This is a genomic window from Comamonas sp. UBA7528 (genome assembly GCF_002479375.1).
GTDB lineage: Bacteria > Pseudomonadota > Gammaproteobacteria > Burkholderiales > Burkholderiaceae_C > Comamonas.
Genome location: NZ_DLMU01000008.1, coordinates 337,188 through 360,967 on the forward strand (window position 1 = coordinate 337,188; position 23,780 = coordinate 360,967).

Genomic DNA, 23,780 nt, shown 5'->3' on the forward strand with positions numbered 1-23,780 from the left:
GTGCCCTGGGCATGGGCTGGCTGGCCGATGCTGTGGGCCGCCAGTAGCTATGGCCTGGCTGCCCCTGCCGTCACAGGGTGGTGGGGTGGCCTCACGCAGCGCTTTGGAACGAGGCAATATCGATCACAAACCGGTATTTCACATCGCTTTTCAGCATGCGTTCGTAGGCGTCGTTAATGCTGCCGATATCGATGCGCTCGATATCGGCCGTGATGCCGTGCTGGCCGCAGAAGTCCAGCATCTCTTGGGTCTCGGCAATGCCCCCGATCACCGATCCGGCCACCGATTTGCGGCCCATCACCAGGGGGGCGGTGTTGAGCATTTCTTCCAGAGGGCCGAGGTAACCCACCAGCACCAGCGTGCCGGACACCGCCAGGGTGCTGACATAGGGGTTGAGCTCGTGCACATAGGGCACGGTGTCGATGATCAGATCGAACTGGCCGCGCACGGCTTTCATTTGCGCGGGATCGGTGGAGATCACCACGTGGCTGGCACCCAGGCGCTGGGCATCGGCCTCCTTGCCCGGGCTGCGGCTGAACAGCGTCACTTCGGCGCCCATGGCCTTGGCCAGCTTCAGCGCCATATGGCCCAGGCCGCCCAGGCCGACCACGGCCACCTTGCTGCCGGGCCCCACCTTCCAGTGGCGCAGCGGCGACCAGGTGGTGATGCCCGCGCACAGCAGCGGGGCGGCGCCGGCAGGGTCCAGGCTTTCGGGCACGTTCACCACAAACTGTTCGGAGACCACGATGCGTTCCGAATAGCCCCCCTGGGTGGCGGTGCCGTCCTGGCGGTCCACATCGTTGTAGGTGCCGGTCATGCCGTTTTCGCAGTACTGCTCCAGCCCCTGGGCGCAGGCCGGGCAATGCTGGCAGGAGTCGACCATGCAGCCCACGCCCACGCGCTGGCCCACGGTAAAGCGCGTCACGTCGGCGCCCACGGCCGTCACGCGGCCAATGATTTCGTGGCCGGGGACCACGGGGTAGCGTGGAACGCCCCAGTCACCGCGCACGGTGTGCAGGTCGGAGTGGCAGACCCCGGCAAATTCGATCTCGATGGCCACATCGTTGGGGCGTGGATCGCGGCGCACAAAGCTGAACAGCCCCAGTGCAGAGGTGGCGGAATGGGCGGCATAGCCGCGCACGGGCATGACCATGGTGGTGTCCTGTGGGAAAAGTCGGAAGAAAGCGCTGGCCGCTGCAGAGGCGGAAAGGAGGAAGGCAGCGGCAGCCGTTGTGCGCAGATTCTAGAAAGCACATTCACAAGCCACTAGCCATCAATGCCTTGAAGGATTTACAAGTGAAAGTTGTCAGTAGGCGAATTTGTCGGGTGTTTGCCCCTACCATGGCCCATGCCCATCAATGAACTGCGCGCGCTGCACACCTTTCTTCACACGGCCGAGCTGGGCAGTCTGCGCCGGGCGGCACAGCAGCAGGGCGTCAGCGCCCAGGCGGCCAGCCAGGCGCTGGCCCAGCTGGAGAAACACCTGGGTGTGCGCCTGTTCCACCGCACCACACGCAGCATGGCGCTGACGGCCGAGGGACGACAGCTGCTGGCCACGGTGCAGCCGGCTGTGCGCAGCCTGGAGCAGGCGCTGGCCGGCGTGCAGCATGCCAAGGACGAGATCGCCGGGCCGCTGCGGGTGGTGGGGCCGCGTTCCACCTTTCGCCCGGTGGTGGCGCCGCTGCTGTCCGCATTCAGTGCCCGCCACCCCGCGGTGCAGCTGGAGGTGCAACTGGACGACCATGTGGGCAACTGGGTGGAGGACCGGGTGGATGTGGGCTTTCGCGGCGGCCCGGCCACGGCCGAAGGCGTGGTGGCGCGGCGGCTGTTTGCGCTGCAGCTGATCGTCTGTGCGGCGCCGGCCTATCTGGAGCGGCAGGGCGTGCCGCGCACGCCGGCCGAGCTGGCGCGGCACCGCTGCAGCGTGTTCTTGCGCACCGATACCGGCCGTCCCATGCCCTGGCAGTTGCGGGAAGGGGACGCGGTGGTCTACCAGGAACTCACGCCGGCTTTCAGCACCAATGACGAAGAACTGGAGTTGCAGGCCGTGCTGGACGGCCAGGTGCTGGGCCAGTTGACGGGGGTCACGGCGGCGCCGTTCATCCGGTCCGGCCGCCTGGTGCCGGTGCTGCTGCCGTACCTGGTGGAGCAGCACAGCCTGTATCTGTACTGGGGCAGCCGCAGCGCCCAGCCTGCCCGTGTGCGGGCGTTCATCGACATGGCGCTGGCGATGCTGACCGAGAATCCGGCCTTTGTGCTGGGCCGGGCGGAGCTGGAAGCCGCCGCACGCTGATACCGCACCAGCCCGGTGCGCGTGCGGATGAGGCTGTTGGGGCATGGAGGCCGGCGGGCGCCCTGGGGCAGGGGCTGCCCTGGCGGTTGTTTATCTGCGCTGTTCCATCACAAACACCTCCACCCGGCGGTTTTTGGCCCGGCCGGCCGGTGTGTCGTTGCTGGCCACGGGTTCACGGGCGCCACGGCCTTCGGTCTGGATGCGCGGGCCCATCACCTTCTGCTGGAAGATGTAGTTGCGTGCCGCATTGGCGCGGTCCTTGGACAGCGGGTCGTTGATGTGCGGGCCACCGCTGCTGTCGGCGTGGCCCACGATCAGCACATGCGTCGTGGGGTGGCGCTTGAGGCTGTCGGCAAAGCGGCCGAGCAGGGTGCGGGCCTGGGGTTGCAGCTCGGCGCTGTGGCTGTTGAAGGTGATGTCGGCGGGAAAGACCATCTTGAGCCGGTTGTCGTCGGTGCGGCTGACCTTCACGCCGGTGCCCTTGGTGGCGCGTTCCAGTTCCAGGCGCTGGCGCTCCATGTTCCTGGACCACAGATAGGCCACGGTGCCGCCCACGGCCGCACCGGCGACCGCACCCACAGCGGCTTTGCCGCCCGTGGCATGGGCCACGCCTGCGCCGGCCACGGCGCCCACGGCCGCCCCCACTGCGGTATTGCGCGTGGTGTTGGTGGGGGCCTGCGTGGTGGGCGTGGGGGCAGGGGCGCTGCACCCGCTCAGGGCAAGGGCAGAAGAGGTCAGGGCCAGCAGCCAGGCAGTGCGTGCGCGCAAGGTTTTCTCCGTCAGTAACAGTTGCTGCGTCGAATGTACCGGAATTGAAATGCAGAAACGTTGTTCAAGCGCACCACGTATGCACAAGCTGCTATGCATGCGTGAGCATGGGAGTGCTTGCTTTGATAGAAAAAATTACAAGCTGCGAGGTCTTCGCATGCGGCAGAGAGTGGGCAGCAGACACGGGCGGCGCTGCCCTGCGGTCGGTCGGTGACCGCGTTGTGGCCCAGGTGCAAAAAAGCCCGCCGGGAGCGGGCGGGAGCTGTGGTGCGGTGGTGCGGTGGGGCGCAGTACGTGCCACAGCTGTGGCAGGCGGGTCAGACCAGGCCGTCCAGGCTCAGTACATCGGTTTCCACGCACACGCCATTGTCCAGGCTGGCACGCACCACAAAGCCTTCGTCGATCGCGACCAGCTGGGCGCTGTCCACGTTCAGACCTTCCTGGCCTTGCGGGCCCTGGAAGGAAAAAAAGCCGCGCAGCGTCAGGTCGGCGGCGCACTCCATGTCGACGGCAGGGTGGTGTTCCACCAGCCATTGGCGGGCGGAACGCAGGGTGGCGGCCACGGGCAGGCAGTCGGTGGGAATGTCGATATGGGCGGTGCGCGTGGTGTCATCGCCGCTCAGTCCATCCAGATCGCCGATGGTGAAGAAGGGCAGTTGAAAGCTGTGGGTGCTCATGGGTAGGTTCTGCTATCAAAAATGTTGCATGCATTGTCCGTGCAGAGCGCATCAAGTCTGGTGGGATGGTTTTTGAATCCATGCGGCTGCCACGGAGCAGTCCTGGGATGGCGCAGCCGGCCAGAAGTTCTGCGCGCCGTGCAAAAAAAGTGGCTGGCCTGCGGCTGCACCGCATGCGTGTGGCGGGTGGCGCACTATTCACTCCCGCAGCGGCCGTGAAACCGGGGCGATGTCGGCACCGTTCCCTGCCGGGGTAGGGGCCAGGGCGCCACAGAAAGCGTACACAACGCACCAACGGTTACACCGTGTAGCCGCGATGGAGGGAGACTGCATGGCCTTGCCCTGCCGGAGTGATGGACACGGCGGGTGCAGGCCATGTGCCCCGAGCGCTGTCGCAGCCTGTGCCGCTGCGGTGGTGTACCGCTTTGCCCATGCCGGGCGGGGCGCTGCGTTGGCTACCGTCTATCCGGCCGCAGGCCGCCATTTCACAGCAAGGAGACCACACCATGATCCGCATGATTTCCCTCACTGTTCTGGCACCGGCGCTGCTGGCGGCCTGTTCCATGGCCCCCCATGCCAAGGACAACTCGCCCAGCACCATTCGCGATGGCATGCTGGTGGGACCGAACCAGATGACGTTGTATGTGTTCGACAGAGACACTGCCGGCAGCGGAAAAAGTGTCTGCAACGGACCCTGCGCCACCAACTGGCCGCCCCTGATGGCCAAGGCCAATGCGGCACCCACTGGCGACTGGAGTGTGGTGACGCGCGACGATGGCAGCAAACAGTGGGCCTACAAGGGGCGGCCTCTGTACTTCTGGGCCAAGGACACCAAGCCCGGTGACAAGACGGGCGACGGCTTCCTGAACAACAGCTGGCATGTCGCCAGACCGTAAGCGGAGCCCATGACAGCGGCGCTGGCCGCTGTCGCTGAGAACCATGGAACTGCGGCCATCGCCGGGCGGTGCGCTGCAGAGGGTGCTTGGGTCGCTGTTTTTCGATCCAGCGGCGGGTCGGCGTGGATCAGCGCGCTGCGGGCGCCGGCAGCACATACAGCCACACCGCCGCATAGTGCAGGCTGCTGCCTGCCAGCACAAACAGGTGCCAGATGCCATGGGCGTGGCGCAGCCGCTGGTCCAGAGCGAAGAACACGATGCCGCCGGTGTACAGCAGCCCGCCCGCCAGCAGGCAGACGAAGCCGGCCGTGCCCAGTGCGTTCAGCAGTGGGCCGACAGCGACCAGCACCACCCAGCCCATCAGGGCATACAGCACCAGCGACAGCACCCGGGCTTCATTGCGCGGCTTGATCTCCTGGAGCATGCCCACCACGGCCATGCCCCAGACCACGCCAAACAGCGACCAGCCCCAGGCGCCGCGCAGGCTGATCAGGCAAAACGGGGTGTAGCTGCCGGCAATCAGCAGGTAGATGCTCAGGTGGTCCAGCTTGCGCATCACCTGCTTGGCGCGGCCGCGCACGCTGTGGTAGCAGGTGGAGATGGCGTACAGGAGCACCAGGCTGGCGCCATAAATGGCCACGCTGGTGATGCCCATGCCGTCGCTGTGCAGGCTGGCACGCACGATCAGCCACACCGCACCACCCAGCGCCAGCAAGGCGCCCAGCAGGTGGGTCCATGCATTGAAGCGTTCGCCGTAGTACATGCGTTGCCATGCCTTTCGCCGTGCGGAGGCTGCGCTGCTCCCATGGTGCGCGCAGCCCGTGCGTTGCAGTTGGCATAGCCTAAGGGCAGGGCAATGGCACTACCGCAGGCAGGGGATGGAAGGCGCGGTGGGCGGTGTGGCCTGGCTGTTGGACTTACTGCGGCTGGGCGTGGAAGGCCTTGTTGGCAATCTTCCAGCCGGCCTCGGTCTTGAGCAGCACGAAGTAGTCGGTGAAGGTGACGGCGCCATGCTCCAGCGTGACCTTGGCCATGGCCGAGGTGCCGGTGATGTCCAGCCAGTCGATGCGGCGGCGGCGCAGGGCCTCGTCCGCCGCCGGGGTGTTCTGGAAGCGCTGGCAGTAGACGTCCAGCGTCCACGATGTCAGCGGACCTTCCCGCACGCTTTCCAGGCGGGCGCTGGGCAGAAAGGCAGCGCGCATGTGTGCGGCGCAGTCCTCGGCGTGTCCACGCATGTACAGCTCCAGCGGCAGGCGCACGGCGGCTTCTTCGGGGTGGGGGATGGGTTGCTGGGGGGCAGCTGTGGTCATGGTGGTCTCCTGGTGATGGTGTCCGGGGTGCGCATGCATGCTAGGTCCGCTGGAGCGGAGGATTAGGCGCGTGGCGGTGAAGACTGTTTCACCGGCGCAGCGGGCGCAGGCCGACCATGCAAGCCATTGCAGGCTGTCCAAAGCAATCGCCCCGAAGGCCACGGCGGGCATTCGGGGCGGAAGGGGAGATCGCTCCAGGATCCGGAGCGCCAGCGGCAGCGCCGCACACAGAAAAAAGACGCTGCTGCTGCCGCTCCGGTGGAGAGCGGGACGGAAAGCTTATTCGCTTTCGCTGGGGCTGCCGCAGTCGTCGCAGGCTTCGGTGCTGCAGCCGCCTTCGGCTTCGATGGTGTGGGTGCACATGCAGTGCGGGCAAAGGATGCGGCCGAGGTAGCTGCCTTCGTGGGTGGAAGTGGTGTCGGCGGCGAGGGTCACGTGGCGGTTGGGCATGGGATGCTCCTTCTGTAACGGTGGCGCAGGCTGTCAAAGGCCGGAGCGCCGGGTTAAGACATGGGTGTCAAACACCATCCCTTGCTCAACTTGCTAATTAGCACGGTGGTGCTAATTGGCTGGCTGGCGGTGCGGCACAGCAGGTAGTTGCTGTGGTCCTGAGGGGCTGCGCTGGAGGGTGAATCCGCCGCAACCTCAGAGGGTTGGCATGGGTCTTATTGTTTGCGTCGCAGCAATTTCTTTCTTGGCACCATAAAAAAATTATTCTTCTTTTAAATCAAATATTTGCGTTTGTTTTTCGTAATGCAAAACGATTTTCTGGCCTGTAAAAATGCATAAATCCAATGTTTTTTCAGAATGCGGAATCAAAATTTCATAATGCAGAAAAATGTGGCGCTGCAACGTAGCTGAAAAGGCGACGCAGCAGCAGACACCCTGCAGTTGCAGAAAATGCTGCAAGAAATGCGACAAAGCCCTGTGAATGGCAGGGGATCCATGCAGCTGCAGGCGTGTGGTGTGCGCCACACGCCACCTTCCCTGGGGCTTACACCGATACGAACGCGGTGCGCTTTGTTGTCCACTTCGTATCAGCACGGTCGTGCTTTTTAGTGCGCCGCATCATAAAAAGAGGGAGGAGGGGCTATGAAGCACATCGGGGTGACCCACAAGCTGTGGCTGGGGGTGGGCAGCATCGTGGTGGGGGCGGTGATCATCGTGGGGGTGGCGGGCTACAACTCGGCCCAGCACCAGAAAAAGCATGGCGAGCAGGACCGCCTGCTGTCGCTGCGCCTGGAGCAGGCCACGCAGTGGCATGCGCTGACCCAGGTGAATGCGGTGCGGACTCTGGCCCAGGTGTTCAGCCGCGATGCGCAGGATGCCGAGCAGTTCTCCGTGCAGATGGCAGCGACCAGCCAGCAGATCTCCGCTTTGCAACAGGCGTTGGAGGCATCGGCCCGCGATGCGGATGACCGCAGCCAGATGCAGAACGTGGTGGCCTTGCGCCAGGCCATGCAGACGCAGCGGGATCAGATGCTGCAGAAGAAGGCCGCCGGCCAGGAGGAGGAAAGCCGCGCCCTGGCGCGCACCGGCTACCGCCAGTCGGTGGATGCCTATCTGGCCGGCCTGCTGCGCTTTGTGCAGCACCAGTCCCAGGGGCTGGAGGCCATGCGTGCCGAAATGGGGGCCGCGCGCCAGGGGGTGGTGCGCAGTTCGGCACTGAACATGGTGGTGCTGTTGCTGGGCGTGTCGATTGGCGCCTACCTGCTGATCAACGGCATCCGCCGCGCGCTGGCACAGGCCAACGGCGTGGCCGGGCAGATTGCGGCCGGCGATCTGCGCAGCCAGTGGGCGGTGCAGCGCCACGACGAGTTTGGCCAGTTGCTGCTGTCACTGCAGGCCATGAGCCGGTCGCTGGGCGCCATGATCCAGGATGTGAGCACCAGCGGCGATGCCATTGCCCTGGCCAGCGCCGAAATCGCCACCGGCAACCAGGATCTGTCACAGCGCACCGAAATCACTTCCAGCCATCTGCAGCAGGCCGCCAGTGCCATGCTGCAGCTGACCAGCACCTTGCAGCAGACGGCGGCCAGTGCCCAGCAGGCCGCAGGCCTGGCGGACCAGGCGTCGGGCGTGGCCCAGCGCGGGGGGGCCGTGGTAGGCCAGGTGGTCAGCACCATGAACGACATCCATGCCAGCAGCCAGAAGATTGCCGACATCATCGGCGTGATCGATGGCATTGCCTTCCAGACCAACATCCTGGCGTTGAATGCGGCGGTGGAAGCCGCTCGCGCGGGTGAGCAGGGACGCGGCTTTGCGGTGGTGGCCAGCGAGGTTCGGTCTCTTGCCGGCCGCAGCGCGGATGCCGCCAAGGAAATCAAACAACTGATCCAGGCCTCGGTCGAGCGGGTGGCCGATGGTGCGCGCCTGGTGCATGAAGCCGGTGGCACCATGCAGGAAATCGTGCAGTCCGTGCAGCGTGTGACCCAGGTGATGGGGCAGATCAACGCCAGTGCCGCCGAGCAGCGTGACGGCGTGGCCCAGGTCAGCGAAGCCGTGGGCGCACTGGACCAGATGACGCAGCAGAACGCCGCGCTGGTGGAAGAAAGCGCGGCGGCCGCCTTCAGCCTGCGTGAGCAGTCGGAACACCTGCGCGAGCTGGTGCAGCGCTTCCAGGTGCCGGACAGCGTGCCGCAGCGCACGAGGGCTGCCGCTGTGGCCGCCACGGTACATACCGGTGCACCCGCACAGGTCCAGGCTGGCGGCCTGGGCGCAGAACGTGCGCTGCGTTCCCCTGCATTGGCGCCCGCATTGGCACCGGCAGGACCGCAGACCGAATCAACACGTGCACTGGAGCTGGCCTAGCAGCAGCGGCTCTGTACGCAGCGTGCACCGAGGCCCTGGTGCACGCTGCATGTCGATTGAGGGAAGAGGGCGCAACCGTCCATTGGGCATGGCGAGCGTTGGGGGGAGCTGTCGGCTCCCCCATTTTTTTGCGGCGGTGCAGCGATCCTGCGCAGTGCTGCCCTGCTGGTTCCATAGGCAGGTACCTGCGGTCGCAGCGCGGCGGTTGTGCGGCATGCGCGGCGGGGCGCGGGTGTGCCACGCTCCTGCGAGGCGCAACCATCCGACGTGCGCTTGCACAGCGATCGCTGATGGCCGACGGCTCGGTGCCTATCTGCAAAGCATGGGACGCTGTGCCTGGGGATGTTTCCGGTTAACGAACGGTTGTGAATGGCTATTGAGAAATGTCAATTCATAGTAATCATCAGTGATGCGAAATGGAGGTCATCAGGGAAAACCAGATTTCGTCGCCGGGCTGGTTCGGCGTCCACTGTGTCTGGGTGTAAGTCTTGTCAATCGTGCAGGCGACCGCCGATATTTCGGCGGACGAACGGTGGCAGGGCCGCATCCACGCATTGCAACCGAGGCATGGAGAGTGCATGAAAAATATCAGCGTCACACGCAAGCTGTGGATCAGTGTGCTGTGTATCGTGGCGGGCATGGTGGGACTGGCGGGCTTTGTGGGCACCGGCGCTTACCGCTTCCAGAAGCAGCAGGAGGCCCAGGAAGTCATCCTGTCCCAGCGCGTGGCGGACGCCATGCACTGGGCGGCATTGACCAAGACCAACGCCGTGCGCACGCTGGCCGTGGTGCTCAGTACCGATCCCAGCGTGGGCGAAGAGTTCTCGCCCACCATTGCGGCCACCAGCGCGCAGATTACCAAGGTACAGAAAAGCCTGGAAGAAGCCAATCTGAGCGAGGCCGACAAGGCCCAGATGGCCCGTATTGCCCAGCTGCGCAGCGACATGATTGCGGTGCGCCAGCAGGTGATGAAGCTCAAGGAAGCCGGGAGCGCGGATGAAAGTGTGAAGATCGTGCAGGCCACCTACAAACCGGTGGTGGACAAATACCTCGAAGGCCTGCAGGCCTTTGTCGACCTGCAAACCGCCCACATCACCCGCATGCGCACCGAGATGGCAGACACCCGTGTACGCATGGGCCTGTGGGCCGGCGTGGGCATGCTGGCGCTGGTGGTGGCCATCGTGCTGGGCGCGCATTGGCTGATCAACAGCATCCGCCGGCCGCTGGTGCAGGCCAACGAGATCGCCGAGCGCATTGCTGCGGGGGATCTGAGCACCCAGGTGGGGGTCGACCGCAGCGATGAGTTCGGGCAGTTGCTGCTCTCGCTGCGCAATATGAACCAGGCGCTGGGGGGCATGATCCAGGAAGTGCGCTACGGCACCGACAACATCGCCCAGGCCAGCGCCGAAATCGCCATGGGCAACCAGGATCTGTCGCAGCGTACCGAGGAAACCTCGGGCCGCCTGCAGCAGGCGGCCTCCGCCATGGCCCAGCTCACCAGTACGCTGCAGCAGACGGCGGGCAACGCCCAGCAGGCCACCCAGCTGGCCGAACAGGCCTCGGGCGTGGCCCAGCGGGGCGGGGCTGTGGTGGGGCAGGTGGTCAGCACCATGAACGACATCCATGCCAGCAGCCAGAAGATTGCCGACATCATCGGCGTGATTGATGGCATTGCCTTCCAGACCAACATCCTGGCGCTGAACGCGGCGGTAGAAGCCGCTCGCGCGGGTGAGCAGGGACGCGGCTTTGCGGTGGTGGCCAGCGAGGTTCGGTCTCTGGCCGGCCGCAGCGCGGATGCCGCCAAGGAAATCAAGCAACTGATCCAGGCCTCGGTCGAGCGGGTGGCCGATGGTGCGCGCCTGGTGCATGAAGCGGGCGGCACCATGCAGGAAATCGTCCAGTCCATCGAGCGCGTGACGCTGACCATGGCCGAGATCAACGCCGTGGCCGCCGAGCAGCGCGATGGCATTGCCCAGGTCAGCGAGGCCGTGAGCTCGCTCGACCAGATGACACAGCAGAACGCGGCCCTGGTGGAGGAAAGTGCGGCCGCCTCGCACAGCCTGAGCGAGCAATCGCAGAACATGAAAAGCGTGGTGGGCCGTTTCAAGGTCCCCGGCGCGCAGCAGGTTCTGGGCTTGCAGCGGCCGGTGCCGGCGCCCCGCAGCATCGGCAGCCGGCCGCAAGCGATGCTGGAGCTGGAAGGCTGACCTCCCGGGCCCGCAAGCTGGCGTGACCGACTGCCACGCCAGGCATCAGGCCAAACAGCAAAAGGCCTCTTTACGGTGCGTTGGTCCGCGCCCAACAAAAAAGCAGCCCCAGAGGCTGCTTTTTTGTTTCCGGTGTGCGGCAAGGGCGGCCTGCACCCAGGCCACTGTGCTGCGCGCCTGACGGAGCGGGTCAGGCGATCTCGGCGACCAGATCGATCTCCACGCAGGCACCCATGGGAACCTGTGCCACGCCAAAGGCGCTGCGTGCGTGCGAGCCCTTGTCGCCAAACACTTCGGCCAACAGCTCGGAGCAGCCGTTGGTCACCAGGTGCTGCTCGGTGAAGCTGGCGGTGGAATTCACCAGGCTCATCACCTTGACGATGCGGGTGACGCGGTTCAGATCGCCGCCGCAGGCCACTTGCAGCGTGCCCAGCAGGTCCACAGCCACGGCGCGCGCGGCCAGCTTGCCTTCGTCGGTGCTGATGGCACCGCCCAGCTGGCCGGTCCACACCTTGCCATCCTTGCGGGCAATATGGCCGCTCAGAAACACCAGGTTGCCCGTCTGCACGAATGGCACATAGGCGGCGGCCGGGACGGCCAGCGGGGGCAGGGTGATGTTCAGGGCTTGGAGTTTGTCGTAGACACTCATGGGAGTTCCTTGCATGGTGGGTAGAACGGGGCGGGAGGAGGGCGCGGCGGCGCCCGTGGGCGTGCTGCGGTTCCGGCGCGTGCGTGGCCGTCGGTGACAACCGCGCGCATGCCAGCCAGTATGCCAAGAGTGGAGCCGTCTTTCGCCTCCGCGTGCACGGCAGTACGGCTTTCTCCCACGATCTGGGCCCTGGCCGCCACGGCGGGGGTGGCGCTGCAACTGCTGCAGCCTGCCCTGTGGCCGGGTTGGGGGTATGCGGTGCTGGGCGTGGCAGCCGTGCTGCTGGGGGGCGCGGCCATGTGGGCGCGTCCGCACGCCGGCGCGCGGCGAACGCACCAGGGGCTGCTGGTTCTGATTGTGGTCTGCGCTGCGGCGGTGTCCTTTGCACTGACGGGATGGCAGGCCCTGGGGCGGCAAGCCCAGCGCATTGCGCCTGCCTTGGAGGGCGTGGATGTGGAGGTGACTGCTGTGGTGGACGCCCTGCCGGCACGCACCTCCCAAGGTCTGCGGATGCAACTGGTGGTGGAGCAGGCGCAGCGGGCCAATGGACAGCCCGTGGAGCTGCCGCAGCGGCTGGAAGTCACATGGTATGCGCCACGCGGAGCGGGGGCCCCGGCGTGGCCTGCGGTCTCGGCCGGCGAACGCTGGCGCTGGACCCTGCGCCTCAAAGCCCCGCATGGCGCGCGCAACCCCCATGGCTGGGACTGGGAGCTGTGGCTGTGGTCCCAGGGCATTGGTGCCACCGGCTATGTGCGCGACGGCCCCAAAAACACCGCTCCCCGGCGGCTGGGCCTTGCCGAAGGCCACCGCCCGGTGGAAGCGTTGCGCCAGCAGGTGCGCGATGCCATCGTGGCCCAGGGGGCCGTCCCGGGCGCGGCAGCCGCCGACCCGGATGCGGCGAACGATCGTCGGCGTGCCTTTGGCGTGGTGACGGCGCTGGTCACGGGCGACCAGCGCTCCATCGACACCGCAGACTGGGAGGTTTTTCGCCGCACCGGTGTGGCCCACCTGGTCAGCATTTCGGGCCTGCACATCACCATGTTTGCCTGGCTGGCGATGCGCCTGCTGGGGGCCTTGTGGCGCTGCAGCCCATGGCTGTGCCTGCGCTGGCCCGCGCCGCTGGCTGCACTGTGGGGGGGCGTGGGGCTGGCTGCAGCCTATGCACTGTTCAGTGGTGGCGGACTGCCTGCACAGCGCACGGTGGGCATGCTGGTGGTGGTGGCCCTGCTGCACAGCACAGGCCGGCGCTGGCCCTGGTGGGCGGTCTGGAGTGTGGTGCTGGCGGTGATTGCGCTGTGGGATCCCTGGGCCTTGTGCCAGGCGGGCTTTTGGCTGAGCTTTGTGGCCGTGGGGGTGCTGCTGGCGTCGGGCACTGCGGGGTCGCAGCCGCAAGGCTGGGCACAGCGGCTGTACCAGCTGCTGCGCGAACAGATGGTGGTGGTGCTGGCGCTCAGTCCGCTGTCGCTGCTGTTCTTCGGGCAGGTCTCGCTGGTCGGTGGCCTGGCCAATCTGCTGGCCATTCCCTGGGTGACCCTGGTGGTCACGCCCCTGTCGCTGCTGGGGGTGCTCTGGCACCCCTTGTGGGAGGCTGCGGCCGGGTGTGTACAGGCCATGGCGGTGGTGCTGGAGGCGCTGTCCGCCTGGCCCTGGGCCAGTCTCGCCCGGGCGCAGGCGCCGTGGTGGGCGGCGGCAGCGGCCATCGCTGCCGGTGTGGGCCTGGTGCTGCCTCTGCCCTGGCAGTGGAAGGTGCTGGCCTTGCCGCTGCTGTGGCCTGCCCTGTGGTGGCAGGCACCCAGGCCCGCCCATGGCGAGGTAGACATGCTGGCGCTGGACGTGGGCCAGGGGGCTGCGGTGCTGCTGCGCACGGCCCGCCACAGTCTGCTGTTTGATGCCGGGCCGGCCTGGCCGGGTGGAGATGCCGGCTCCCGGGTGGTGCAGCCCTTGCTGCAGGCCCTGGGGGAGCGGCTGGACATGCTGGTGCTCAGCCACGGCGATGCCGACCATGTGGGCGGGGCCGAGGCCGTGCTGGCCCAGCAGCCCCAGGCACGGCTGGTGGGGGCGGGGGCAGCCGTGGTGGCGCAGCGCCTGTCGCGATCCTGGCAGCCCTGCGTGGCCGGTCAGCAGTGGGAGTGGGACGGGGTGCTGTGGCAGGTCCTGCACCCTGCGGCTGGCGTGCAGGGCAATGGCAATGCCGCCAGTTGCGTGCTGCGCGTGCAGGCCGCCAACGGCGCCGCCGTGCTGCTGACGGGCGATATCGAGGCGGCGCAGGAAGCGGCGTTGCTGCGCTCCGGTCAGAACCTGCAGGCCGATGTGCTGCTGGCGCCCCACCACGGCAGCCGCACCTCGTCGAGTGCGGCGTTTTTGGCGGCGGTGGCGCCGCACACGGTGGTGGTGCAGGCGGGTTACCGCAACCGTTTCGGTCACCCTGCCGAGCCCGTTTTGCGGCGCTATGCCGCCCAGGACCTGGTGGTGCAGAGCACGCCCCAATGCGGCGCGGCGCACTGGAATGGTGTGCAGGCGCAGACAGTGGCCTGTGAGCGCAGTCTGCACCCACGTTACTGGAGCCATGCACCAGATCGGTGAGTGCTTGCCCGGAGGGTGTGGAGCGTGGCAGCCCTTAAACTGGCTGTCATACCCATAGTGCATCGCTATGGCCCGCAACTTGCTATGCAATCCCCAGGAGGCCCACGATGCAGAAGTACGACGAGATGTACACCATGCTGCCGTTTGACGGCAGTGACGTGCGAGACCACTACAAAGCCTATGCGCAGTGGCTGGCACAGCAACCGGCGCAGACCATGGCGGCGCGCGCGGCAGAGGCAGAAATGATCTTCCGCCGCGTGGGGATCACCTTTGCGGTCTATGGGGAGAAAGACGCCAGCGGCGCAGGCACTGAGCGATTGATTCCGTTCGATCTGATCCCACGCATCATCCCCGGCGCGGAGTGGACGCGCATGCAGGCAGGCCTGGTGCAGCGGGTCACGGCACTGAACCGCTTCATTGCCGACATCTACCATGACCAGGACATTCTGCGGGCCGGCATCGTGCCCAGGGACCTGATCGCCAACAACGCACAGTACCGGCCCGAGATGGTGGGTGTGGACGTGCCGCGCGACATTTATGCGCACATCGCCGGCATCGATATCGTGCGCGCCCGCAATGCCCGGGGAGAAGGCGAGTACTTCGTGCTGGAGGACAATCTGCGCGTGCCATCGGGCGTGTCGTACATGCTGGAAAACCGCAAGATGATGATGCGGTTGTTCCCCGACCTGTTCACCCGGCATGCGGTGCAGCCGGTGGCGCATTACCCCGACATGCTGCTGGACACGCTGCGCGCCAGCGCCCCGGCACGGGCCGCATCCGACTCGGCCACGGTGGTGGTGCTGACGCCGGGGATGTACAACAGTGCCTACTTTGAGCACGCCTTCCTGGCGCAGCAAATGGGGGTGGAGCTGGTCGAAGGGCCGGACCTGGTGGTCAAGGACAAGGTGGTCTACATGCGCACCACCCGGGGCCTGCAGCGTGTGGATGTGATCTACCGCCGCGTGGACGACGACTTCCTGGACCCGCTGGTGTTCCGCCCCAATTCCACCCTGGGCTGCGCCGGGCTGATGGACGCCTACCGCGCTGGCAATGTGACCATCTGCAATGCGGTGGGCACCGGGGTCGCCGACGACAAATCGGTCTACCCCTATGTGCCGGAGATGATCCGCTTCTACCTGGGCGAAGAACCGATTCTCTCCAACGTGCCCACCTGGCTGTGCCGCAAGCAGGATGATCTGAAATACGTGCTGGCGCATCTGCACGAGCTGGTGGTCAAGGAGGTGCATGGTGCCGGCGGCTACGGCATGCTGATCGGCCCTGCCGCCACACGGACCGAGATCGAGGACTTCCGCCGTGCGCTGCTGGCCAACCCGGCTGGCTATATCGCTCAGCCCACGCTCAGCCTGTCGAGCTGCCCGACCATGGTGGACGCCGGCATTGCGCCGCGCCACATCGATCTGCGGCCCTTTGTGCTGAGCGGCGAGAGCGTGCGCATGGCGGCCGGCGGCCTGACGCGCGTGGCGCTGAAGGACGGCTCGCTGGTGGTCAATTCTTCGCAGGGGGGCGGGACCAAGGACACCTGGGTGCTGAACGAACAGGCCCAGGGCCAGCCTTCACCGGAGCTGGTGCAGGAGCTGGGCGGCATGGTGCAGAGCATGGGAGGGGGCTGGTGATGAACACCGCTTGCATTCCTGCCATGACGATCTTGAAAGGTTTCCCATGCTGAGCCGTACCGCCGACCACCTGTTCTGGATGTCCCGCTACACCGAGCGGGCAGAAAACACCGCCCGCATGCTGAACGTCAGCTATGACACATCCATGCTGCCCCAGCCTGCCGAGATGGCACGCAAGGACTGGATGGGGGTGCTGTCCATCAGTGAACTGATTCCCGCCTACGACCGGCGCCACACCCAGGTCACGCGAGAGGGCGTGCTGCACTTCATGGTGCGCGATGAGAACAATCCCTCATCGATCTACTCCTGCCTGCGGGCCGCACGCGAGAACGCGCGGGCAGTGCGTGGCGCCCTGACGTCCGAAGTATGGGAAACCCAGAACCAGACCTGGCTGGAGCTGAACCGCCAGCTGCAGGATGGCTGGTTCGAGCGCGACCCGATGCAGTTCTTTGAATGGGTCAAATACCGCTCCCACCTGTCGCGGGGCGTGTCCCTGGGCACCATGCTGCAGGACGAGTCCTTCCACTTCGTGCGGCTGGGCACGTTCCTGGAACGGGCCGACAACACGGCACGCCTGCTGGATGTGAAGTTCCACGCCATCGAGAACGACTACCACGGTACCGATCTGCGCCAGGTGGGGCAGCAGCAGTTCGACTTCTACCACTGGAGCGCAGTGCTGCGCAGCGTCTCGGCCTTCGAGGTGTACCGCAAGGTCTACCGCGATGTGATCACGCCCGAGCGCGTGGCCGAGCTGCTGATTCTGCGGCGCGACATGCCGCGTTCGCTGCATGCCAGCATGCACGAGCTGATGGACAACCTGCGCCAGGTGGGGCACCAGGAGATGAGTGAGAGCCTGCGCAGTGCCGGCCTGTTGCTGGCCCAGCTGCAGTATGGGCGCATCACGGAAATTCTGGACACCGGTCTGCACGCCTACCTGACCCAGTTCCTGGACCGGGTCAACCTGCTGGGCGGGCAGATCAGCCGCGACTTCCTGGCGCCCGAGCTGGTGTGAACGGTGGCGCGGTGTCCGCGTGCAGCGGCCATGCGTGCTCAGTAGCCTGGTTGCGGTGTCTGGTGCAAAGTGTGCGGGCTGGCGGTGGTGCGGGCGGCTGCGCCGGGGGCACAGGCCTCGGGGCGCAGCGATGGTGTGGGCTGGCCGTAGGAGCGCAAGACCATGGCTTCCAGCTCGCCCGAGGCGCGGGCGCATTCCAGCTCCGCAATCACCTCGGCACGGGTGCGACCCGGTTGCACCGCAGGCGCGGCGGGCATGGGGTGGCTGGCAGCGGTTGCGGCCACCACCGTTGGTTCGCTGCGCTCCTGCGCCAGGCTGCTGCTGGCAATGCCGCCGGCCATGGCGACGCACAGCAAGGCGGTGCGCAGTTGCAAGAGAGGCATATTCGGAAGGGACGGGGTGTACTGCGACATGGCAGGGCTCCTGTAAAAACACGGCGACGTTGCCGCATGCCTGCACTGTCGCGCTGGGCGCCAGCCCGGCACAGCGCCTTGCGACGAAACCGGGGTGGCGCAGTGTGTACCGACGTGCTGGCGGCGTGAATGGCAGGTGCAAATAGGGTGCAGGGCGGGTGCAAGGCCGCACTTGCCGGCCCGCGGCGGCGCATCGGTCTTGTCGGCTGTGCGACAGGCAAGCGGGGTGTGCTGCGGGTTCCACCATCTGTTTGGTCTCCCATCCTTCGCATAATCACGGGGCCGCTGGCGCAGCCCCGTGCGGGGTGCGGCACCCCGCCGACTGCCCTCCCGTTTTCTCCCCTGACACAGAAAGAGACAAGCCATGCCTTCCACCACCCCACCACGCAGTGCAGGCCACCTGATCGTCGAATGCCTGATCGCCCAGGGCGTGGACATGGCCTTTGGCGTGCCCGGTGAAAGTTATCTGGATGTGCTCGATGGCCTGCACGTCCACCGCGACCGTATCCGTTTCATCACCTGCCGCCAGGAGGGCGGAGCCTCGTTCATGGCGGATGCCTACGGCAAGCTCACCGGCAAGCCCGGGGTGCTGATGGTCACGCGTGGGCCGGGGGCGACGAACGCCTCCATCGGCATCCACACGGCGTTCCAGGATTCAACACCCATGGTGGTGCTGATTGGTGACGTGGGCAGTGATATGCGCGACCGCGAAGCCTTTCAGGAAGTGGATTTCGGCACCTTTTTCGGTCCTGGCACGCGCGGCATGGCCAAGCGGGTGGAGCGCATCGACGATGCCCGCCGCATTCCCGAATACATCGCCCGTGCTTTCACCACGGCCCTGCAAGGCCGCCCCGGTCCTGTGGTGCTGGTGCTGCCCGAAGACATGCTGACCCAGGTGGTCTCTGGCGAGGCCCTGCCCGCCGCCCCCGCGGTTCACCAGGACATCGGCACGCAGGGCGCCGAGGAATTGCGTGCGCTGCTGCTGAAGGCCAAACAACCGTTTGTGATCGCTGGCGGACCGGGCTGGACGCCGCAGGCTGCGCAAGACCTGCAGGGCTTTGCGGAGCGCTGGCAGTTGCCGGTGGGCAATGCCTTCCGTTTCCAGGACACTTTCGACAACCACCACCCGCTGTACGCCGGCGATGTGGGCATTGCCATCAACCCGGCACTGGCGCAGCGCATCAAGCAGGCGGATCTGTTGATCACCATCGGTGCGCGCCTGGGCGAGATGACGACCAGCGGCTACACCCTGCTGCAGTCGCCGCGTCCTGCGCAGCAACTGGTGCACATCCACCCCAGTGCCGAGGAACTGGGCCGTGTCTTCCGCGCCGATCTGCCGCTGTGCGCCACCATGCCTGCGGCAGCGCGGGCGCTGGCGGCACTGGAAGCCCCGGCCAGTGTGCCCTGGGCCGCCTGGACGGCGGCAGCCCATGCCGACTACGAAGCCAATCTGCAGCCCCAGCCGCTGGTGGGGCTGGATGTGGCCAAGGACGGCGCCATCGACATGCCGGCCATCATTGCCACGCTGCAGCGCCTGCTGCCACAGGACACCGCCATCACCAACGGTGCGGGCAACTTTGCCAGCTGGGTGCACCGCTATTTCCGCTTTCACGGCTGGAGCAAGGGCCACAAGACCCAGCTGGCCCCGACCAGCGGCGCCATGGGCTATGGCGTGCCGGCCGGGATTGCGGCCAATCTGATCACCGGGCGCACGGCGTTCACCATCGCGGGGGACGGCGACTTCCTGATGAATGGCCAGGAGCTGGCGACGGCACTGCAGCATGGCGGAAAAAGCATCATCGTGCTGCTGAACAATGGCATCTACGGCACCATCCGCATGCACCAGGAGCGCGAGTATCCCGGCCATGTCAGCGGCTCCACGCTGGGCCAGGGCAATCCGGACTTCTGTGCGCTGGCCCGGGCTTATGGCTATGCGGCCGAGCGGGTGGAACGTACCGCCGACTTCGAAGCCGCGCTGCAGCGCGCGCTGGCGGCGCCCACGGGCACGCTGATCGAGATTCCGCTCAGCCCGGAAGTCATCACCACCCGCGCCACCTTGTCCACCATCCGGGAGAACGCGCTGCACAACCAGAAGGCGCATGGCTGAGCCGTTCGGCGGCGCATGCAAAACGGGCCCCGCAGGGCCCGTTTTGCATGGAAAGCCGCACGTTCAGTCGGCTTCGCCCATCTGCGACTGCAGATAGTTCTGGACGCCCACCTTTTCAATCAGATCCAGCTGGGTTTCGAGGAAGTCGATGTGCTCCTCGGTGTCTTCCAGAATCTCTTGCAGCAGATCGCGCGAGACATAGTCCTGCACGCTTTCGCAGGCGGCAATGCCTTCCTTGATGGTCTGCTGGGCGGCCTGCTCCAGGCGCAGGTCGCAGGTCAGGGCCTCGGGCACATCTTCACCGATCTGCAGCTTGCCCAGGTCCTGCAGGTTGGGCAGGCCGTCCAGCATGAAGATGCGGTCCATCAGCACATCGGCGTGCTTCATCTCGCTGATGGATTCCTTGTATTCCACCTTGGCCAGCTTGTCGAAACCCCAGTGCTTGAACATGCGGTAGTGCACGAAGTACTGGTTGATGGCGGTGAGTTCGTTTTTGAGTTGTGCCTGCAGGCAGGCAATGACTTGTGTGTCGCCTTGCATGTGGGGGCTCCTTCCGGTCGCTGTTGTGGGGCGATTGTCCTGCATGACAATGCTCTTGACATCTTTGCCCCCAATAATGGGGATGGGCTGCGTTTGATGCTGAATCGCGTTTGCATTCGGTGTCCGCGCAGCACTCCACAGACGGCTATCAATACGGTAGTGATTGATAGTTGTATTCAATCAATTCGATCAAGTCAATCGATTGAATTTATCGCATGCTTGTCCTACACTTGACCCAGTGCTTAGTTAAAGCAGTACCTCCGATTCACTGAAAGGAAACAACACAATGTCCGTGCTCAACAGCAAGATCAAACCCTTCACCGCACAAGCCTACAAGGGCGGCAAGTTCATCGAAGTGACCGAAAAGGACGTCCTGGGCAAGTGGGCCGTGTTCTTCTTCTACCCCGCCGACTTCACCTTCGTGTGCCCCACCGAACTGGGTGATGTGGCCGACCACTACGCTGAACTGCAGAAGCTGGGCGTGGAAGTCTATTCGGTCTCCACCGACACCCACTTCGTGCACAAGGCATGGCACGACACGTCGGACACCATCGCCAAGATCCAGTACACCATGCTGGGCGACCCCACTTGGCAAATCAGCCAGAACTTCGACTGCCTGCGTGAAGGCGAAGGCCTGGCAGACCGTGCCACCTTCATCATTGACCCCCAAGGCGTGATCCAGGCCATGGAAATCACTGCCGAAGGCATCGGCCGCGACGCCGAAGACCTGCTGCGCAAGGTCAAGGCTGCCCAGTACGTGGCGGCCCACCCCGGTGAAGTCTGCCCCGCCAAGTGGAAGGAAGGCGAAGCCACCCTGGCTCCTTCCCTGGACCTGGTCGGCAAGATCTAAGCCTTTGCCCGCAGAAAAAAGCCCGGGCCTGACCGGGCTTTTTTTCCACCAAGCAAACGCAGACTATCGAAATAAATAATTAATAGGATTTGACTAATATGCTGGACGCCAACCTCAAAACCCAACTCAAGGCCTATCTGGAGCGCTTGCAAAAGCCGCTCGAGATCGTCGCAACCCTGGATGACAGCAAGGCCGCCGGTGAAGTCAAGTCTCTGTTGGCCGATCTGGTGGCGCTGAGCGACAAGATCACCGTGGTCGAAAACAACGATCTGGCGGTGCGCAAGCCTTCGTTTGCCATCAACAACCCCGGCGTGGAAACCGGTGTGCGCTTTGCCGGCGTGCCCCTGGGCCATGAATTCACGTCCTTCGTGCTGGCCCTGCTGCACGTGGGGGGCCATCCCTCCAAGGAATCGGCGGATCTGCTGGAGCAGATCAAGGCCATCAATGTGCCGCTGCACTTCGAGACCTATTACTCGCTGTCCTGCCACAACTGCCCGGACGTGGTGCAGGCGCTGAACCTGATGTCGGCGCTGAACCCCCAGATCACGCACACCGCCATCGACGGTGGCCTGTTCCAGGACGAGGTCAAGGAACGTGAAGTGATGGGTGTGCCCACCGTGTTTGTCAACGGTGAACGCTTTGGTCAGGGCCGCATGGAGCTGGCAGAGATCGTTGCCAAGGTGGACACCGGCGCGGTGGCCCGTGCGGCGGCCCAGATTTCTGCCAAGGATGCGTTCGACGTGCTGGTGGTGGGCGCAGGCCCTGCCGGCGCAGCGGCTGCCATCTACGCTGCCCGCAAGGGCATTCGCACCGGCATCGCTGCCGAGCGCGTGGGCGGCCAGGTGCTGGACACGGTGGACATCGAGAACTTCATCTCGGTGAGCAAGACCGACGGCCCCAAGCTGGCGGCAGCGCTGGAAGCCCACATCCGTGACTACGAAGTGGACATCATGAGCCAGCAGCGTGCGGCCAAGCTGATTCCAGCAGCCACCGAAGGAGGCCTGATCGAGGTGCAGACCGAATCCGGTGCCAGCCTGAAGGCCAAGACCGTGATCCTGTCCACCGGTGCCCGCTGGCGCAATATGAACGTGCCGGGGGAAGAACAGTACCGCACCAAGGGCGTGACGTTCTGCCCCCACTGCGATGGCCCGCTGTTCAAGGGCAAGGATGTGGCCGTGATTGGCGGGGGCAACTCCGGCGTGGAAGCGGCCATCGACCTGGCTGGCATCGTCAAGAGTGTCACCGTGCTGGAGTTCGCCGCCGAACTGAAGGCCGATGCCGTGCTGCAAAAAAAGCTGGCTTCGCTGCCCAACGTGACGGTGATCCTGAACGCCCAGACCACCGAAGTGAACGGCGATGGCAAGAAAGTCACCGGCATCACTTACAAGGACCGCACCACCGACGAGATCAAGTCGGTGGCGCTGGAAGGCATTTTTGTGCAGATCGGCCTGCTGCCCAACACCGACTGGCTCAAGGGCACGGTGAACCTGACGCGCTTTGGCGAGATCGAGATCAATGCCAAGGGCGAGACCAATGTGCCGGGCGTGCTGGCAGCCGGTGACTGCACCAACGTGCCCTACAAGCAGATCATCATTGCCGCTGGTGCCGGTGCCACGGCTGCGCTGTCGGCTTTTGATCACCTGATCCGCCATTGATGGCGGGGCCTGGGGAGACGGCCGGGCCTGCCGCTGCAGCCTGCACCCACAGCAGGCACCCACAGTAGCTACTGCCAGGGCGGCCGCGTTGCTGCGATTGCCCACCAAAGGACTGCTTCGGCAGTCCTTTGGCCTTTCTGGCGCCCGCAGCTGCCTGGGCGCTGCCGCGCAGATTGCCTTGCGGTGATGCTGCAGGCTATGCTGGCCGTGCAGCAGGGGGCGGCCCTTGTGCAATGCAGGAGTCGGCCATGCGCAAGTCGAAACGTGAAAGTGCAGCGGGCCTGTGGGCGCGTGCGGTGGTGTGGGCCGGGATGGCCTTGGGGGCGGCATTGACCCAGGCACACGCCGCAGAGGCGGAGCGGTCGCCTGCCGCAACGGCCGTCACTGCGGCACCGGCTGCAGCACTGACTGCACCCGCATCCGGGACCGTCTGGTCGCTGCCCACCCGTGACGGTGTGCGCACCACCGTGTACTGGGAAGCGGCACCGAATGCCTGGGCCACGGTGCTGCTGTTTCCGGGGGGCGTGGGCGGTTTTGGCAAGCTGGAGCAGAACCGGCCCAGCAGCAACAATTTTTTGGTGCGCTCGGCAGACGAATTCCGGGAGCAGGGCCTGAACGTGGCCATCTTCGGCCGTGCGAATGGGCAGGAGCTGGCGCCCCGGGACCGCATAGGCGCAGAGCATCTGCAGGACATCCGCCAGGTGCTGCAGGCCGTGCGCGCCCACAGCAGCCTGCCGGTGTGGCTGGTGGGCACCAGCCGGGGCACGACATCGGTGGCGGCCGCTGCCAGCCGCATGCCGGATGCAGGGCTGGCCGGCGTGGTGCTGACGTCCAGCATCGTGGCCCCGGCGGAGCCGGGCGCGCTACCCAGCCTGGATCTGGCGGCCATCCGTGTGCCGGTGCTGCTGGTGCAGCATGCCAGGGATGCCTGTCCCCTGTGCACGCCCAGCGCCATGCCGGGGGTGCTGGCGCGCTTCACCCAGGCGCCGGTCAAACAGCTGCAATTGGTCGATGGCGGCGCGCACCCCACGGGCGGCGTGTGCCATGCCTTGCACTGGCATGGCTTCATCGGCATGGAGCACATGGCCGTGCAGCGCATCACGCAATGGATGCGCCAGCCACAACCCTGAGAGCCCGGCCAGGGGCAGTGCAACCGCCCAGGCGTCCCTGCAGCGCCGTGGCACAGGCAGGGGTCCGCGCGCGAGTTGGGGTCTGGCCGCAGGCATGACCTTCCGGCGCACTGTGCGCCAACCCCACGGCGCCGCTGGTGCAGAAAACACACACACTGTTGGTATATAGAATGTTAATGAGAATTGTTCTCATATAATCGAAAGATTGCCAGCCACCCCAAGCCGTTCGCTTTGCTGAACTCTCG

21 protein-coding genes are annotated in these 23,780 nt (G+C 65.5%); 11 read left to right on the top strand and 10 right to left on the bottom strand.

Annotation, left to right across the window (positions count from 1 at the left end; genetic code table 11):
- Positions 1-91: 91 nt before the first annotated feature.
- A complete protein-coding gene (locus B3349_RS10550; protein ID WP_291588554.1) occupies positions 92-1,153 on the bottom strand; it encodes an NAD(P)-dependent alcohol dehydrogenase in 1,062 nt (353 codons plus the stop codon).
- A gap of 195 nt (positions 1,154-1,348) precedes the next feature.
- Here B3349_RS10550 and B3349_RS10555 point away from each other — a divergent pair, with 195 nt between their 5' ends.
- Positions 1,349-2,293: a LysR family transcriptional regulator gene (locus B3349_RS10555; RefSeq protein ID WP_291588555.1), complete on the top strand. Its 945-nt coding sequence runs from the start codon at positions 1,349-1,351 to the stop codon at positions 2,291-2,293.
- A gap of 90 nt (positions 2,294-2,383) precedes the next feature.
- Here the strand turns inward: B3349_RS10555 and B3349_RS10560 are convergent, their stop codons facing one another.
- Both B3349_RS10560 and B3349_RS10565 read right to left on the bottom strand, forming a co-directional pair.
- A complete protein-coding gene (locus B3349_RS10560) occupies positions 2,384-3,061 on the bottom strand; it encodes a YiaD family glycine zipper/OmpA-like lipoprotein (RefSeq protein ID WP_066539154.1) in 678 nt (225 codons plus the stop codon).
- A gap of 317 nt (positions 3,062-3,378) precedes the next feature.
- Positions 3,379-3,738 (bottom strand): hypothetical protein, encoded by a 360-nt coding sequence (locus B3349_RS10565; RefSeq protein ID WP_291588556.1) that lies wholly within the window; start codon positions 3,736-3,738, stop codon positions 3,379-3,381.
- Between the two features lie 506 nt (positions 3,739-4,244).
- On the opposite strand from B3349_RS10565, the gene B3349_RS10570 reads away from it, so the two are divergent.
- On the top strand, positions 4,245-4,634 hold the full coding sequence (locus B3349_RS10570) for a COG4315 family predicted lipoprotein (protein WP_066539152.1): 390 nt from the start codon (positions 4,245-4,247) through the stop codon (positions 4,632-4,634).
- 127 nt (positions 4,635-4,761) lie between these two features.
- Here B3349_RS10570 and trhA read toward each other — a convergent pair whose 3' ends face one another.
- The 4 genes from trhA to B3349_RS10590 form a co-directional block, all read right to left on the bottom strand.
- Entirely contained in the window at positions 4,762-5,397 is a 636-nt protein-coding gene (trhA, locus tag B3349_RS10575) for a PAQR family membrane homeostasis protein TrhA (RefSeq protein WP_291588557.1), read from the bottom strand.
- Positions 5,398-5,551: 154 nt separating this feature from the next.
- Complete coding sequence (locus tag B3349_RS10580; RefSeq protein ID WP_291588558.1) at positions 5,552-5,944, bottom strand: nuclear transport factor 2 family protein; 393 nt, start codon at positions 5,942-5,944, stop codon at positions 5,552-5,554.
- 279 nt (positions 5,945-6,223) lie between these two features.
- Positions 6,224-6,394 (bottom strand): hypothetical protein, encoded by a 171-nt coding sequence (locus tag B3349_RS10585; protein WP_172591865.1) that lies wholly within the window; start codon positions 6,392-6,394, stop codon positions 6,224-6,226.
- 261 nt (positions 6,395-6,655) lie between these two features.
- Positions 6,656-6,919 carry a hypothetical protein gene (locus B3349_RS10590; RefSeq protein WP_291588559.1) on the bottom strand — a complete coding sequence of 88 codons (264 nt, stop codon included), beginning with the start codon at positions 6,917-6,919 and terminating at the stop codon, positions 6,656-6,658.
- Positions 6,920-7,036: 117 nt separating this feature from the next.
- Between B3349_RS10590 and B3349_RS10595 the strand changes: the two genes are divergently transcribed.
- Together B3349_RS10595 and B3349_RS10600 are read left to right on the top strand one after the other, a co-directional pair.
- Entirely contained in the window at positions 7,037-8,755 is a 1,719-nt protein-coding gene (locus B3349_RS10595; protein ID WP_291588560.1) for a methyl-accepting chemotaxis protein, read from the top strand.
- A gap of 578 nt (positions 8,756-9,333) precedes the next feature.
- Positions 9,334-10,962 (top strand): methyl-accepting chemotaxis protein, encoded by a 1,629-nt coding sequence (locus B3349_RS10600; RefSeq protein ID WP_291588561.1) that lies wholly within the window; start codon positions 9,334-9,336, stop codon positions 10,960-10,962.
- A gap of 190 nt (positions 10,963-11,152) precedes the next feature.
- Here B3349_RS10600 and B3349_RS10605 read toward each other — a convergent pair whose 3' ends face one another.
- A complete protein-coding gene (locus tag B3349_RS10605) occupies positions 11,153-11,611 on the bottom strand; it encodes a RidA family protein (RefSeq protein WP_066539147.1) in 459 nt (152 codons plus the stop codon).
- 120 nt (positions 11,612-11,731) lie between these two features.
- Between B3349_RS10605 and B3349_RS10610 the strand changes: the two genes are divergently transcribed.
- The 3 genes from B3349_RS10610 to B3349_RS10620 all read left to right on the top strand — a co-directional run bounded on the left by B3349_RS10610 (position 11,732) and on the right by B3349_RS10620 (position 16,840).
- A complete protein-coding gene (locus tag B3349_RS10610; RefSeq protein ID WP_414646876.1) occupies positions 11,732-14,194 on the top strand; it encodes a DNA internalization-related competence protein ComEC/Rec2 in 2,463 nt (820 codons plus the stop codon).
- 107 nt (positions 14,195-14,301) lie between these two features.
- Positions 14,302-15,828, top strand: coding sequence for a circularly permuted type 2 ATP-grasp protein (locus B3349_RS10615; RefSeq protein ID WP_291588563.1), 1,527 nt, complete (start codon positions 14,302-14,304; stop codon positions 15,826-15,828).
- A gap of 46 nt (positions 15,829-15,874) precedes the next feature.
- On the top strand, positions 15,875-16,840 hold the full coding sequence (locus B3349_RS10620) for an alpha-E domain-containing protein (protein ID WP_291588564.1): 966 nt from the start codon (positions 15,875-15,877) through the stop codon (positions 16,838-16,840).
- Between the two features lie 38 nt (positions 16,841-16,878).
- Here the strand turns inward: B3349_RS10620 and B3349_RS10625 are convergent, their stop codons facing one another.
- Positions 16,879-17,253: a hypothetical protein gene (locus B3349_RS10625; protein ID WP_291588565.1), complete on the bottom strand. Its 375-nt coding sequence runs from the start codon at positions 17,251-17,253 to the stop codon at positions 16,879-16,881.
- Positions 17,254-17,617: 364 nt separating this feature from the next.
- Here B3349_RS10625 and B3349_RS10630 point away from each other — a divergent pair, with 364 nt between their 5' ends.
- Positions 17,618-19,360, top strand: coding sequence for a thiamine pyrophosphate-binding protein (locus B3349_RS10630; protein ID WP_291588566.1), 1,743 nt, complete (start codon positions 17,618-17,620; stop codon positions 19,358-19,360).
- Between the two features lie 63 nt (positions 19,361-19,423).
- Here B3349_RS10630 and bfr read toward each other — a convergent pair whose 3' ends face one another.
- The gene (bfr, locus tag B3349_RS10635; protein WP_291588567.1) at positions 19,424-19,900 is read right to left on the bottom strand and encodes a bacterioferritin; all 477 of its coding nucleotides are present in this window, start codon (positions 19,898-19,900) and stop codon (positions 19,424-19,426) included.
- Positions 19,901-20,186: 286 nt separating this feature from the next.
- Here bfr and ahpC point away from each other — a divergent pair, with 286 nt between their 5' ends.
- The 3 genes from ahpC to B3349_RS10650 all read left to right on the top strand — a co-directional run bounded on the left by ahpC (position 20,187) and on the right by B3349_RS10650 (position 23,535).
- Positions 20,187-20,750, top strand: a complete 564-nt coding sequence (ahpC, locus tag B3349_RS10640; protein WP_066539131.1) for an alkyl hydroperoxide reductase subunit C — start codon at positions 20,187-20,189, stop codon at positions 20,748-20,750.
- 98 nt (positions 20,751-20,848) lie between these two features.
- A complete protein-coding gene (gene ahpF / locus B3349_RS10645) occupies positions 20,849-22,405 on the top strand; it encodes an alkyl hydroperoxide reductase subunit F (protein ID WP_066539130.1) in 1,557 nt (518 codons plus the stop codon).
- Between the two features lie 248 nt (positions 22,406-22,653).
- The gene (locus B3349_RS10650; protein ID WP_291588568.1) at positions 22,654-23,535 is read left to right on the top strand and encodes an alpha/beta hydrolase; all 882 of its coding nucleotides are present in this window, start codon (positions 22,654-22,656) and stop codon (positions 23,533-23,535) included.
- The last annotated feature ends 245 nt before the right edge of the window (positions 23,536-23,780 follow it).